13 protein-coding genes are annotated in these 12,913 nt (G+C 63.3%); 11 read left to right on the top strand and 2 right to left on the bottom strand.

The window, feature by feature from the left end:
- Positions 1-88: 88 nt before the first annotated feature.
- The gene (hemN, locus tag TP2_RS00090; protein WP_038072051.1) at positions 89-1,444 is read right to left on the bottom strand and encodes an oxygen-independent coproporphyrinogen III oxidase; all 1,356 of its coding nucleotides are present in this window, start codon (positions 1,442-1,444) and stop codon (positions 89-91) included.
- Between the two features lie 62 nt (positions 1,445-1,506).
- Between hemN and fnrL the strand changes: the two genes are divergently transcribed.
- The 3 genes from fnrL to TP2_RS00105 are packed head-to-tail and all read left to right on the top strand — an operon-like array spanning position 1,507 to position 3,568.
- The gene (fnrL, locus tag TP2_RS00095; RefSeq protein WP_038072052.1) at positions 1,507-2,253 is read left to right on the top strand and encodes a transcriptional regulator FnrL; all 747 of its coding nucleotides are present in this window, start codon (positions 1,507-1,509) and stop codon (positions 2,251-2,253) included.
- Positions 2,250-3,143: a PhzF family phenazine biosynthesis protein gene (locus TP2_RS00100; RefSeq protein WP_038072053.1), complete on the top strand. Its 894-nt coding sequence runs from the start codon at positions 2,250-2,252 to the stop codon at positions 3,141-3,143. The genes fnrL and TP2_RS00100 overlap by 4 nt, the downstream gene beginning before the upstream one ends.
- A gap of 59 nt (positions 3,144-3,202) precedes the next feature.
- Entirely contained in the window at positions 3,203-3,568 is a 366-nt protein-coding gene (locus TP2_RS00105; RefSeq protein WP_038072054.1) for a hypothetical protein, read from the top strand.
- A 63-nt stretch (positions 3,569-3,631) separates the two neighbouring features.
- Here TP2_RS00105 and TP2_RS00110 read toward each other — a convergent pair whose 3' ends face one another.
- On the bottom strand, positions 3,632-4,471 hold the full coding sequence (locus TP2_RS00110; RefSeq protein WP_038072055.1) for a universal stress protein: 840 nt from the start codon (positions 4,469-4,471) through the stop codon (positions 3,632-3,634).
- A 262-nt stretch (positions 4,472-4,733) separates the two neighbouring features.
- Between TP2_RS00110 and ccoN the strand changes: the two genes are divergently transcribed.
- The 8 genes from ccoN to ccoS all read left to right on the top strand — a co-directional run bounded on the left by ccoN (position 4,734) and on the right by ccoS (position 12,896).
- Positions 4,734-6,338 carry a cytochrome-c oxidase, cbb3-type subunit I gene (ccoN, locus tag TP2_RS00115; protein ID WP_038072056.1) on the top strand — a complete coding sequence of 535 codons (1,605 nt, stop codon included), beginning with the start codon at positions 4,734-4,736 and terminating at the stop codon, positions 6,336-6,338.
- 12 nt (positions 6,339-6,350) lie between these two features.
- Positions 6,351-7,079: a cytochrome-c oxidase, cbb3-type subunit II gene (gene ccoO / locus TP2_RS00120; RefSeq protein ID WP_038072057.1), complete on the top strand. Its 729-nt coding sequence runs from the start codon at positions 6,351-6,353 to the stop codon at positions 7,077-7,079.
- Positions 7,080-7,091: 12 nt separating this feature from the next.
- Entirely contained in the window at positions 7,092-7,292 is a 201-nt protein-coding gene (locus TP2_RS00125) for a CcoQ/FixQ family Cbb3-type cytochrome c oxidase assembly chaperone (protein WP_038072058.1), read from the top strand.
- Positions 7,293-7,323: 31 nt separating this feature from the next.
- Complete coding sequence (gene ccoP / locus TP2_RS00130; protein ID WP_038072059.1) at positions 7,324-8,208, top strand: cytochrome-c oxidase, cbb3-type subunit III; 885 nt, start codon at positions 7,324-7,326, stop codon at positions 8,206-8,208.
- A gap of 373 nt (positions 8,209-8,581) precedes the next feature.
- The gene (ccoG, locus tag TP2_RS00135; protein ID WP_038072061.1) at positions 8,582-10,030 is read left to right on the top strand and encodes a cytochrome c oxidase accessory protein CcoG; all 1,449 of its coding nucleotides are present in this window, start codon (positions 8,582-8,584) and stop codon (positions 10,028-10,030) included.
- Between the two features lie 5 nt (positions 10,031-10,035).
- Positions 10,036-10,491 (top strand): FixH family protein, encoded by a 456-nt coding sequence (locus TP2_RS00140; protein WP_038072063.1) that lies wholly within the window; start codon positions 10,036-10,038, stop codon positions 10,489-10,491.
- Between the two features lie 5 nt (positions 10,492-10,496).
- Complete coding sequence (locus tag TP2_RS00145) at positions 10,497-12,722, top strand: cation-translocating P-type ATPase (protein WP_084713725.1); 2,226 nt, start codon at positions 10,497-10,499, stop codon at positions 12,720-12,722.
- Positions 12,723-12,734: 12 nt separating this feature from the next.
- Positions 12,735-12,896 (top strand): cbb3-type cytochrome oxidase assembly protein CcoS, encoded by a 162-nt coding sequence (ccoS, locus tag TP2_RS00150; RefSeq protein WP_038072065.1) that lies wholly within the window; start codon positions 12,735-12,737, stop codon positions 12,894-12,896.
- Positions 12,897-12,913: the final 17 nt, after the last annotated feature.

The following is a 12,913-nucleotide window of genomic DNA, read 5'->3' on the forward strand; positions in this document are numbered from 1 at the left end:
GGCTGAGGGCAAGGCTGGCCGCCTTGCGCTCCAAAAAGCAAAAGGGACGACCGTGGCCGCCCCTTTTTCATTCCTCATACTTTCTCGCTCAGATCGCCGAGCTGTGGCCCGCTTTAGACAGGTCATAGGCGTCGAAATGGCGGGCGATCATCCGCGTCAGCGGACGGCCTTTCATCGGAATGCGCAGCCCTTCCTCGCTGAGCTGCACCATATCGTCGAAATGATCCGCGCAGGATTTGAACATCGCGGTGAGCTCGTCCCGGTCCGCGCCGAAGTCGCGCACCAGTTCCTCCGTGCTGACCTCGAAATCGCACATCAGCGCCTCGATCAACCGTGCGCGCAGCTTGTCCTCGGCGGTGAATTCATGGCCGCGGGCAGTCGAGAAATGCCCCTCGCGGATCGCGGCCGTATGGGCCGAGGTCGCGGAGGCGTTCTGCGCATAGCCTTGCGGGAAGCGCGAGATCGACGAAGCGCCCATGCCGACCAGGGCCTCGGCCAGATCGTCAGTGTAGCCCTGGAAGTTGCGACGCAGCTTGCCCGCCTTCTGCGCGATCGAAAGACCGTCGGTCGGCAGAGCGAAATGGTCGATGCCGATCTCGTCATAGCCGTCGGCCACGAACAATTCGCGCGCCACCTCGAAGAGTTTCAGGCGCTCCTGTGGGGTGGGCAGGTGATCCGAGGGGATCATCGTCTGACGCCGCGCCATCCACGGCACGTGGGCATAGCCGTAAAGTGCCACCCGGTCGGGGTTGAGCGACAAAAGCTTCTGCACCGAATCCGCGATCTTCGTCGGGGTCTGGTGCGGCAGGCCGTAGAGGATGTCGGCGTTGAGGCTGGCCACGTCACGCTCGCGGATCATCTCGACTGCGGCGCGGGTGATCTCGTAGCTCTGGTCGCGCCCGATCACGCTCTGAATCTGCGGGTCGAAATCCTGCACGCCGATCGAGGCGCGGTTCATCCCCGACTCGGCCAGCGCATCCATGCGCGCGGCGTCGATCTCGTTGGGGTCGATCTCGACCGAGAATTCGGCCCCTTCGCCCATCGGCACAGCCTCGAAGACGGCATCGGCCACGCGGCGCATCATATCGGCGGGCATCAGAGTCGGCGTGCCGCCGCCCCAATGCAGCCGCGAAAGCTTCACGCCCGGCGCGAGCCGGTCCTTGAGCATCTTCAATTCGGCGAGCAACGTCTCGGAATAGGCGCGCACCGGCTCATCGCTCTGCGTGCCCTGCGTGCGACAGGCGCAGAACCAGCACAGACGCCGACAGAACGGCACATGCATGTAGAGCGAGATCGAGGCGCCAGCGGGGATCGCCTCGATCCATTGTTCAAAATGAGAAGGCCCGACATCGGCCGAAAAATGCGGCGCGGTGGGGTAACTCGTATAGCGGGGAACCCGTGCGTCGAATAGACCGAGCCGGGTCAGTTGCGATTCCTGTTCCATATGCGTATCTTTAGCGGTAAGACGCGCAACAGAATTTGACCCAGATCAAGCCTTTTCACCCTATGGCTCATGACGACGTATATCCTGTCTCGCTTGCTTGCGGAGACTGCCCGATTCAACACCGGGCAGTGTGCGCCCGTTGTGATTCGGACGAACTGGTAGAGCTTGAAAAGATCAAATATTACCGCAGCTTCGAAGCGGGGCAGACGGTTATCTGGGCAGGCGATCAGATGGATTTCGTGGCCTCGGTGGTCTCCGGGATCGCGACTCTGACGCAGACGCTCGAGGACGGACGCACGCAGATGGTGGGGCTTTTGCTGCCGTCGGATTTCGTGGGCCGCCCGGGGCGCTCGCGTGCGGCCTATAACGTGACCGCCACCACCGACATCCTGATGTGCTGCTTCCGCAAAAAGCCCTTCGAGGAGATGATGGACCGGACGCCGCATATCGCGCAGCGTCTGTTGCAGATGACCCTCGACGAGCTGGACGCGGCGCGCGAATGGATGCTGCTACTGGGCCGCAAGACTGCACGCGAGAAGATTGCATCGCTCCTGTCGATCGTGGCGCGGCGCGATGCCTCCATCAAGATGTCGACCGCCGCGGCACGGATGACCTTCGATCTCCCGCTGACCCGCGAGGCAATGGCCGATTATCTCGGGCTGACGCTAGAGACGGTGAGCCGCCAGATGTCCGCGCTCAAGCGTGACGGGGTGATCGAGTTGCAGGGCAAGCGCCATGTGACCGTGCCCGATATGGACCGGCTGCTGCTGGAAGCGGGCGACGACTGCGACGGCGGCTTCCTCGTTTGACGCGGCGCTTCGCGACCCTCGACGTGTTCACCGACAGGGCGCTGGCTGGCAATCCTCTGGCGATCGTGGAAGAGGCAGAAGGTCTCGACAGCGCGCAGATGCAGGCGATTGCGCGCGAGTTCAATCTCTCCGAAACGGTTTTCGTCTTGCCGCCCGACCTGCCGGGCCACGCGGCGCGGTTGCGGATCTTTACAACTATGGGTGAGCTGCCCTTCGCGGGCCATCCGACGATCGGCACGGCGATCCATCTGGCCACCACCCGCCATGGTCCCGACTTCGAAGGGCGACTGGTCCTGGGTGAAAAGGCGGGTCCGGTTCCGGTGCGGATCTGGTCCAAAGGCGGACGGATGCAGGCCGAGCTGACCGCGCCGGTCCTGCCGGAACTTGGAGCGGTCACGCCTGCTCGCACGGATTGTGCCGCCGCACTTGGGGTGGCGGAGAATGATCTCGGGGCGCTCGTGCCGCAGCTTTGGCGCGGTGGACCGGGATTTCTTTATATCGAGTTGGCCTCACTGGACGCGCTCGCGCGGGCGCGCCCGATCCAGCCCGGTTTCGACGCGCTGATGGCGCAGGTTGGAGAACTGGGCGTCTATGTCTTTGCCGCAGGCGAGGGGTGCGATTTTCAGGGGCGGATGTTTGCGCCAGCCGAGAACATGCCCGAAGATCCCGCGACGGGCTCGGCGACGGCGATCCTAGCCGGTCCGCTCGTCGCGCAGGGTCGTGTCGGCGAGGGCGAGACGGTGTTGCAGCTACGGCAAGGCGTCGAGATGGGGCGCCCATCGGAGCTGGTTCTGCGCATTGAGGTCGAGGGCGGTCAGTTGCGTGCGGCGCATGTTGCGGGCAGTGCCGTCCCGGTGATGCGCGGCGAGATTGATCTGCCGGGAGTCTGAGCGTCAAATCTTGGCCGGATTTTGAGGGTAGCCTCGCGTAATCGCTTCTGGAGGTTTCAATGCGCCGATTGATTCTTGCCGTCGTCGTGACCGCGCTCCCGATCGCGGCACAGGCTCAACCGCTATCGCAAAGCATGGCGCAATGTTCGGGGCTTTTCCATGCCGTGAGCACGTTCATGAGTGACCCCGTCCGTGCGCAGACGCTCGACGAGGCGGGAATCGCATGGCGCGCGGCGGCCGTGTTGCAGGCGCAAGAGGAAGGGCAGGCCGATCCGGCAGGCCATGTCGCCCGCTACCAGCGCGAGAGCTATGATGACTGGCGCGGGCGCGGCAAGCTCGCGGCCTTCAGCGAGGATTTCCGCGACTGGACGAAATATTGCAGCTCGCTGGCCAAATCGAAGGGGCTGAGGATTACGCCCGACTGAGCGGAGCGGTAATGCAAAACGGCGCCCCGAGGGACGCCGTTTGTCGTTTTGGGGCAGGGGCGCTCAATGCGCCATAAGCACCGGAACTTCCGCCATTTCCAGCATGTGCCGGGTCGCGCCACCCAAGATCGCCTCGCGGAAGCGCGAATGGCCATAGGCGCCCATAACGATCGCATCGGCATTGGTGTCGCTGACGTGACGGTTGAGCACGTCCGAGACGCGCGGCATCGTCTTGGCGAGCACCGAAACCTCGGCGTGAATGCCATGACGCGAGAGCATCTGGCTGAGCTGACCGCCCGGATCGGAGCGCTCGGGCCCATGTGCGGGCGGGTCGATGATGGTAATGTCGACCAGTTCGGCCGCCTTGAGAACCGGCAGGGCCGCGCGGATCGCGCGCATCGATTCATGCGACTGGTTCCAGGCGACCACGACGCGTTTCGCGGGGAGATCACCGGTGTAGCCATCGGGGACGATCACCACCGGCACCTGACCTTCGAAAAGCGCGGCCTCGACCGCGGCCTCGACTTCCGGCCCGCGGCCTTCGCCATAGGGGCGGCCCATCACCACGAGGTCGGCAAAGCGGGCGCGCAGCCCCACCACCGTGGCCATCGCACCGATCTGGCTGACAACGGCGTCGACGCCCCAGCGGATATCCTCGGCTTCAAGCCGCGCGCGCACCGCGATCTCGGCGTTGCGGGCGTCGTCCTGCGCGCGATCCATCGTCTCTTGCTGCACGAAGGCGGTCGCCCCTGCGTAGTAGTAGCCCGTTTGGGTGCGATCGACTCCCAGGCAGAGCACGTCGAGATGCGCATCGCGACGACGCGCCACCGCGACGGCGGTATCGAGCTGGGATGCGGCGGCGGCCGGATCCGTCACGATGGTGAGAAGGGTCTTGTAGTTCATGGGTCCCGTCCTTGCACAAAGCAAATTGCGTTTCGGGAACAAAGCTAACGCGATCACATCGGTACGACTTTGACAAGGATCAAGAGCGGTGGCCGCGAGATCACAAAGCTGCGACCGAATGGCGCAGTTCGATCGCGAGCATTTGATGCAGATCAAGGCATCGTGCATACCCTCAGATCACAAGGACTACAGTCACACCTCGGGGGGATTCTCTCGAAGCGAGCGTCGAGCCGAGGGCAGACAAGACGAAGGGACGCACAAAATGTGGGATTATATCAAGCTGATCGCGCTTGGCCTTGTGGCGGTTCTGGCCGCCATTGCGGCCGGTAACGCGCGCGATCTTGCCTATCAGGTGAATGCCGTCGAGGTCATGCTGGCCGCGGCGATCGCATTCATCTGGGTGCTTCGCACCATGGGAAGCCGCCAGCCGGTGGCTCAGAACGAGTATTTCGACGGCGTGGTTCGCGCCGGGGTGATCGCGACGACCTTCTGGGGCGTCGTGGGCTTCCTGGTCGCCGTCATTATCGCATTCCAGCTGGCCTATCCGGCGCTCAACTTCGAGTGGGCGCAGGGCTATCTGAACTTCGGCAAGCTGCGCCCGCTGCACACCTCGGCGGTGATTTTCGCCTTTGGTGGCAACGCGCTGATCGCCTCTAGCTTCTACGTCGTGCAGCGCACCTCCGCTGCGCGGCTCTTCGGCGGCAACGGCCTCGGCTGGTTCGTGTTCTGGGGGTACAACCTGTTCATCGTGCTCGCCGCGACCGGCTACATCCTCGGCGCAACGCAGTCGAAGGAATATGCGGAGCCGGAATGGTATGTCGATATCTGGCTGACGATCGTCTGGGTGGCTTATCTGGCTGCCTTCCTCGGCACGATCTTCAAGCGCAAAGAGCCCCATATTTACGTCGCCAACTGGTTCTACCTGTCCTTCATCGTGACCATCGCGATGCTGCATATCGTGAACAACCTGTCGATCCCGGTCTCGCTCTTCGGCTCGAAGTCGGTGCAGGTCTTCTCGGGCGTGCAGGACGCGATGACGCAGTGGTGGTACGGCCATAACGCGGTGGGCTTCTTCCTGACCGCGGGCTTCCTCGGGATGATGTACTACTTCGTGCCGAAGCAGGCCGAACGTCCGGTCTACTCCTACAAGCTCTCGATCGTGCACTTCTGGGCGCTGATCTTCCTGTACATCTGGGCTGGTCCGCACCACCTGCACTACACGGCGCTGCCCGACTGGGCCTCGACGCTCGGCATGGTGATGTCGGTGATCCTGTGGATGCCTTCCTGGGGCGGCATGATCAACGGTCTGATGACGCTCTCGGGCGCCTGGGACAAGCTGCGCACCGACCCGGTCATCCGTATGATGGTGGTGTCGGTCGGCTTCTACGGCATGTCGACCTTCGAAGGCCCGATGATGTCGATCAAGGCGGTGAACTCGCTGTCGCACTACACCGATTGGACGATCGGTCACGTGCACTCGGGCGCGCTCGGCTGGAACGGCATGATCACCTTCGGCACGCTCTACTTCCTCGTGCCGCGTCTGTGGGCGCGTGAAGGGCTCTACTCGCTGAAACTGGTGAGCTGGCACTTCTGGCTCTCGACCATCGGCATCGTGCTCTATGCAGCGTCGATGTGGGTTGCCGGGATCATGCAGGGCCTGATGTGGCGTGAAGTGGACAGCCAGGGCTTCCTCGTGAACGCCTTCGCCGACACGGTGGCCGCTATGCACCCGATGTTCGTGGTCCGTGGCCTTGGCGGGGTGCTCTACCTCACCGGTGGCATCATCATGGCCTACAACCTGTATATGACGGTCGCTCGTCAGCCGCGCGTGGAATCGCGTTCGGTTGCCGCAGTGCCCGCCGAGTAAGGAGGAGAACAGATGGGACTTCTCGACAAGCACGGCGTAATTGAAAAGAACGCCACGCTGCTTCTGATCTTCGCCTTCCTCGTGGTCACCGTCGGTGGCATCGTGGAGATCGCACCGCTCTTCTACCTCGAGAACACGATCGAGGATGTGGAAGGCATGCGTCCCTACACGCCGCTCGAACTGACCGGTCGCGACATCTACATCCGCGAGGGCTGCTACGTCTGCCACTCGCAGATGATCCGTCCGATGCGTGACGAGGTTGAACGTTACGGTCACTACTCGCTGGCAGCGGAGTCGCAATACGACCACCCGTTCCAGTGGGGCTCGAAGCGGACGGGGCCCGACCTCGCCCGCGTGGGCGGCCGCTACTCGGATGCCTGGCATGTGGATCACCTCGTGAACCCGCAGTCGGTCGTTCCGGAATCGGTGATGCCGAAATACGGCTTCTTGCTGAACCGGATGATCGAGCCGGCGCATATCGATCAGCGTCTGTCGACCGATGCTATGGTGGGTGTGCCCTATACGTCGGACATGATCGAGAACGCGAAGGCGGACTTTGCCGCCCAAGCGGACCCGAACAGCGACTATGACGGCCTGCTGGAGCGTTATCCCAACGCCACCAACGTCCGTAACTTCGACGGTCGCCCGGGCATTTCCGAGATGGACGCTCTTGTCGCCTATCTCCAGGTGCTCGGAACCATGGTCGATTTCTCGACCTTCCAACCCGTGGCCAGCCGGTAAGGGGGCTTAGCGATGGACTATCACATCCTCAGGGAATTCGCGGACAGCTGGTTTCTGATCTTCCTGTTCACGTTCTTCCTCGGCATCGTCGTCTGGGTGTTTCGCCCCGGTGCGCGCCGGACCTACGAGGATACGTCCGCGATCCCTTTCCGGAATGAAGACAAACCCGCCAGTTCCGAGGAGCCCGGCGCAAGCCGGGACTCCAAGGAATGACGGCGCCACGTTCTAAGGAGGCGTGGAGAAAATGAGCAAAAAACCGTTGAAGAAGAAGCACGAGGTCGAAACCACGGGTCATTCGTGGGACGGCATCGAGGAATACAATAACCCCCTTCCCAAGTGGTGGCTGTGGACGTTCTACGCCTGCATCATCTGGGGCATCGGCTATTCGATCGCCATGCCCGCTTGGCCGATCTTCAAGTCGGGGGCGACCCCGGGGATCCTTGGTTCCTCGACGCGTGCGAACGTTCAGGCCGATATCGACAAGTTCGCGGCCATGAACAAGCCGATCCAGGAGAAGCTGGTGACGGTCGATCTCGACCAGATCGCGGAAGATCCGGAACTGCGTAACTACACGCAGAATGCCGGTGCGGCCGTGTTCCGGACCTGGTGCGCGCAGTGCCACGGTGCGGGTGCGGGCGGCAATCCGGGTCTTGGTTACCCGAACCTGCTCGACAGCGACTGGCTCTGGGGTGGCACGATGGAGGATATCCATTTCACCATCACCCACGGCATCCGCAACGAGACCGATCCGGACGAAGAGGCGCGTTACTCTGAAATGCCCGCCTTCGGTCGCGATGAGATCCTCGCGAAAGAGGAAATCGATCAGGTCGTGCAATATGTCCGTCAAATCTCGGGCCAGGAACATGATGCGGATCTCGCATCGGCTGGCGAGACGATCTTCATGGACAACTGCTCTGCTTGCCACGCCGAAGACGGCACCGGCGACCAGATGCAGGGCGCGCCCAACCTGACCGACGCGATCTGGCTCTATGGTGGGGACGTGGACACGCTGACCTACACCGTGACCAACGCCCGTTTCGGCGTGATGCCGAACTGGAACGAGCGTCTGACCGAAGCGGATATCCGTGCGGTCGCGTCCTATGTCCACAGCCTCGGCGGTGGTCAGTAACAAGAAATCCGTGGGGGCTTCGGTCCCCTCGGGTCGCACCGGCGCCCCGTCCTGTTCGCGCGTTTCCTGGGGGTGCCGGTGCCCTTATCAAGAGGGCCCGCGAGGGCCCTCTTTTTTCGTGTTGAGGGTTACCTTTCCTTAGTCTTGGATGTATCTTTGGCAAAAGCAAGGTCTGAGGCGCCCGAGCACGCCCATGTGATGAGTGAAGCCGCATCGGAGGCCCGAAAACCGGCACATGCCGGAGGACGGCCCTGCGACCAAACGCCCGAGGTTTTCCTGCATGGCAAATCTGCCTTTTTGACGCAGGTCAAAGTCTTGAAGCCGGTGGCAGCCCAGAAGAGGCTTCGGACGCAGTCAAATATTGGAGAGAGTCGTGAGCTCCACCGAACCAGTTGAACCCCCGCCGCTCTATTCCGCGCGCGAGCCGGTTTTCCCGCGTCGTGTCAAAGGCCAGTTCCGCAACCTGAAATGGGTGCTGATGGCAATGATGCTGGGGCTTTACTATATCCTGCCCTGGATCCGCTGGGATCGCGGGCCGGAATTGCCCAACCAGGCGGTCCTCCTCGACCTCGCCAATCGACGCTTCTTCTTCTTCATGATCGAGATCTGGCCGCACGAATTTTATTTCGTCGCGGGGCTTCTGATCATGGCTGGCCTCGGCCTGTTCCTGTTCACCTCCGCGCTGGGTCGGGTGTGGTGCGGCTATGCCTGCCCGCAGACCGTCTGGACCGATCTCTTCGTGCTGGTCGAACGCTGGGTCGAAGGCGACCGCAACGCCCGTATCCGTCTGCTGCGTCAGAACTGGAATTCCGAGAAGATCCGCAAGCGCGTCACGAAATGGGTGCTCTGGCTGCTCATCGGCCTCGCGACGGGCGGGGCGTGGGTGTTCTACTTCACCGATGCGCCGACGCTGCTGCGTGAGCTGTTCGCCGGCACCGCTTCGCCGGTGGCCTATATCACCATCGCGGTCGCTACTGCGACGACCTTCGCCTTCGGCGGCTTCGCGCGTGAACAGATCTGCATTTATGCCTGCCCCTGGCCGCGCATTCAGGCCGCGATGATGGACGAAGACACGATCACCATCGCCTATCGCGAATGGCGCGGCGAGCCGCGCGGCAAGCTCAAAAAGGGTCAGCATGACCCGAGTCAGGGCGATTGCATCGACTGCATGGCGTGCTTCAACGTCTGCCCGATGGGGATCGACATCCGTGACGGGCAACAACTCGAATGCATCACCTGCGGGCTGTGCATCGACGCGTGCAACGAGATGATGGACAAGATCGGAAAGCCCCGCGGCCTGATCGGCTACATGGCGCTCAAGGACGAAGCCAACGAGCGCTCGGGCAACCCGGTCATCAACGTCTGGAAGCACATCCTGCGTCCGCGCACGATTCTCTATTTCACGCTTTGGGCGGGGATTGGTGTCGGGCTCGTCGTGGCGCTCTTCATGCGCTCGCCGATCGATTTCAACATTACTCCGAACCGCGATCCGCTCTACGTGATGGAGCCCGATGGCGCGATCCGCAACATCTACACGCTGCGGCTGCGCAACAAGTCGGGCGAGGATACCGCCTTCAAGGTTTCGGTCATCGCGCCGACGCCGGAAGAGCAATCCACACTCTCCCTTGCACTCGAGGGAACGGATGGTGATACCGTGACGGTACCGGCAGATGAAACCTACACGCAGCGTCTCTATATTATGGCTGCGCCGGGCTCTTCGCTGGCGACTTCGGACCGGACCGAGCTGACGATCTGGGTCGAAGACACCCATAATACGGACCGCGTCTCGACCGAGACGGTCTTCAACGGAAAGGCGAATTGAGCGTGATGTCGAAACCTCTCACCGGCCGGAAGGTGTTGATGATTGCCGTGGGTGCCTTTGGCATCATCATCACGGTGAACCTCGTGATGGCCTGGCAGGCGATCAGCACATTCCCCGGTCTTGAGGTCAAGAACTCCTATGTGGCGTCCCAGCAGTTCGACAAGAACCGCGCCGCGCAGGAGGCTCTCGGCTGGACGGTTTCTCCCGACTATTCGGACGGCAAGCTGAGCCTTGTCGTCCGTGATAGCGCGGGGCTGCCGGCCAAGGTCAAATCGCTGAAGGCGTTGATCGGGCGCACCACCCATGTCCGCGAGGACATGGAGCCGACATTCGACTACGTGGGCGGCATCTTTGTCGCCCCGTTGCAGCTTGGGCCGGGCGCCTGGCTGATCCATCTTGATGCCGAGGCCGCCGATGGCACGCATTTCCGCCAGCGGATCGACCTCTTCGTGAAAGGCTGAGTGCGATGACGGTTTCGCCAGCGCCATCCCGCAGCGTGGACGAGTTCGAGGACGAGCATGTCTCGGCCTCGGCCTGTCCCGCCTGCATCGCGGCCCCCTCGGCCGAGCAGATGGCGAAATCGGGCGACATCAAGGGCGCGCGCATCATGCTCTCGCTGCCCACTGCGCATTGCGCGGTCTGCATCACCGATGTCGAACGCGAGTTGATGAAGCAGCCGGGCGTGAAATCGGCGCGGGTGAACCTGACGCTCAAACGCGCCTCGGTCGATGCCGAGGGCGATGTCGAGGCGGCAGGGCTGATCTCGGCGCTCGACCGGATCGGCTACGAGGCGCATGAGCTCGACCCGGGCATGCTCTCGGCCACCGAGGCCGACAAGCGCGGCCGCGATCTGCTGATGCGGATCGGCGTCGCGGGTTTCGCGATGATGAATATCATGATGCTGTCGGTCGCGGTCTGGTCCGGGGCCGAGGACACGACGCGCGACCTCTTCCACTGGATTTCGGCGGCGATCGCGATCCCGACGACGATCTTCGCCGCCCAACCGTTCTTTGCCAATGCCTGGGCCGCGCTGCGCGGTGGGCGTCTGGGAATGGATGTGCCGATCTCGCTGGCGATCCTGCTGGCCCTCGGGATCTCGTTGTTCGAAACGATCCATTCGGGCTCGCATGCCTATTTCGAAGCGGCGACGATGCTCACCTTCTTCCTGCTGGTGGGCCGCTATCTCGACTATCGCACCCGCGCCGTGGCGCGCTCGGCGGCAGAGGAACTGGCCGCGCTCGAAGTGCCGCGCGCGACCGTGCTGCGTGATGGCGTCGAGGCCGTGGTGCCGGTCGGCGAGCTGGTTCCCGGCGATCTGATCCGGGTGCGCCCGGGTGGCCGCATCCCCGCCGACGGCGAGGTGATCGAGGGCCATTCCGAGAGCGACCGTTCGGTGCTCACGGGCGAGAGCCTGCCGGTGCAGGTCGCGCCGGGCATGGTGCTGTCGGCGGGCGAGGTGAACCTGACCGGCCCGCTGACGATCCGCGTCACCGCGGCGGGCAAGGACAGTTCGCTGCACCGCATGGCCGATCTCGTCGCGATGGCGGAAAGTGCAAAGACCAAATACACCTCGCTGGCCGAGCGCGCTGCGCGGCTCTACGCGCCGATCGTGCACCTGCTTTCCTTTTCTGCCTTTTGCGCCTGGGCATGGGTTACGGGCGGGGATTTTCGTCTTGCGGTGAATATCTCGGCGGCGGTGCTGATCATCACCTGCCCCTGTGCGCTGGGTCTGGCCGTGCCTGCCGTTGTCACGGCCGCGTCGGGCAAGCTGTTCCGCAAGGGGCTTCTGATCAAGGATGGCACGGCGCTCGAACGTCTGGCCGAGGTTGATACGGTGGTCTTCGACAAGACCGGCACATTGACGATGGGTGCGCCACGCCCGCAAAACCTTTCTGAACTTTCCTCCGAAGCGCTCTCGGTCGCGATGGCGCTGGCCGAGGGCTCGGCCCATCCGCTTGCGCGCGCCCTGCATGATGTGGCGGTGGGGCAGGGGGCAACCCCCGCCATGCTCGAGGATCTGCGCGAAGTTCCCGGCTATGGCGTCGAGGGCCGTTGGCAGGGCCAGACCGTGCGGCTGGGTCGTGCGAACTGGATCGGGGCCGAGGATGGCGCGACCACAGCGACCCATCTGGGGATTGGCGATGCCGCGCCGATCGCGATCACTTTCGCCGACAGCCTGCGGCCCGGCGCCGAGGACGCCGTGGCGGGCCTCAAGGCGCAGGGCAAACAGGTGTGGCTGGTCTCGGGCGATGTCGAGGGCGCGGTCTCCGAGCTTGCCGCCCGGCTTGGCATCGAGAATTACCGCTCCGGCGCGCTGCCGCTCGAGAAGGCGCAGCTGGTGAACGATCTCACCCATGAGGGCCATCGCGTGCTGATGGTGGGCGACGGGCTCAACGACACGGCCGCACTGGCTGCCGCGCATGTCTCGGTTTCGCCGGCCTCGGCGCTCGATGCAGCACGCACGGCCTCCGATATCGTGCTGCTGGGCAAGGAGCTTGCCCCGGTCGCGGATGCCGCCTCGATCGCGGTGCGCGCGCGCCGCCGGATCAAGGAGAACTTCGGCATCTCAATCGTCTATAACATCATCGCGGTGCCGCTGGCGCTGGTCGGGCTCGCAACGCCGCTGATGGCGGCGCTCGCAATGTCGGCCTCCTCGATCACCGTGTCTCTGAATTCGCTGCGCCTGCGCTGAGAAAGACTGACGATGGACGCACTTCTCTACTCGATCCCGATCTCGCTGTTGCTGGGGGGCATTGGTCTTGCCGCCTTCTGGTGGTCGATCAAGAACCGCCAATATGATGATCCGAAAGGGGATGCCGAGCGCATCCTATCGGACGAGTTCGACGACCGGCCCAAGCAGGACTGAGCGGGCAGGGCATCAAC

It is taken from the genome of Thioclava pacifica DSM 10166, assembly GCF_000714535.1.
In the GTDB taxonomy this organism is placed as follows: Bacteria; Pseudomonadota; Alphaproteobacteria; order Rhodobacterales; family Rhodobacteraceae; genus Thioclava; species Thioclava pacifica.

Excerpts from the sequence above, each read along its gene's own strand:
- hemN (WP_038072051.1), bottom strand. The coding sequence starts at position 1,444 with ATGGAACAGGAATCGCAACTGACCCGGCTCGGTCTATTCGACGCACGG.
- fnrL (WP_038072052.1), top strand. The coding sequence starts at position 1,507 with ATGGCTCATGACGACGTATATCCTGTCTCGCTTGCTTGCGGAGACTGC.
- TP2_RS00105 (WP_038072054.1), top strand. The coding sequence starts at position 3,203 with ATGCGCCGATTGATTCTTGCCGTCGTCGTGACCGCGCTCCCGATCGCG.
- TP2_RS00110 (WP_038072055.1), bottom strand. The coding sequence starts at position 4,471 with ATGAACTACAAGACCCTTCTCACCATCGTGACGGATCCGGCCGCCGCC.
- ccoN (WP_038072056.1), top strand. The coding sequence starts at position 4,734 with ATGTGGGATTATATCAAGCTGATCGCGCTTGGCCTTGTGGCGGTTCTG.
- ccoO (WP_038072057.1), top strand. The coding sequence starts at position 6,351 with ATGGGACTTCTCGACAAGCACGGCGTAATTGAAAAGAACGCCACGCTG.
- TP2_RS00125 (WP_038072058.1), top strand. The coding sequence starts at position 7,092 with ATGGACTATCACATCCTCAGGGAATTCGCGGACAGCTGGTTTCTGATC.
- ccoP (WP_038072059.1), top strand. The coding sequence starts at position 7,324 with ATGAGCAAAAAACCGTTGAAGAAGAAGCACGAGGTCGAAACCACGGGT.
- TP2_RS00140 (WP_038072063.1), top strand. The coding sequence starts at position 10,036 with ATGTCGAAACCTCTCACCGGCCGGAAGGTGTTGATGATTGCCGTGGGT.
- TP2_RS00145 (WP_084713725.1), top strand. The coding sequence starts at position 10,497 with ATGACGGTTTCGCCAGCGCCATCCCGCAGCGTGGACGAGTTCGAGGAC.
- ccoS (WP_038072065.1), top strand. The coding sequence starts at position 12,735 with ATGGACGCACTTCTCTACTCGATCCCGATCTCGCTGTTGCTGGGGGGC.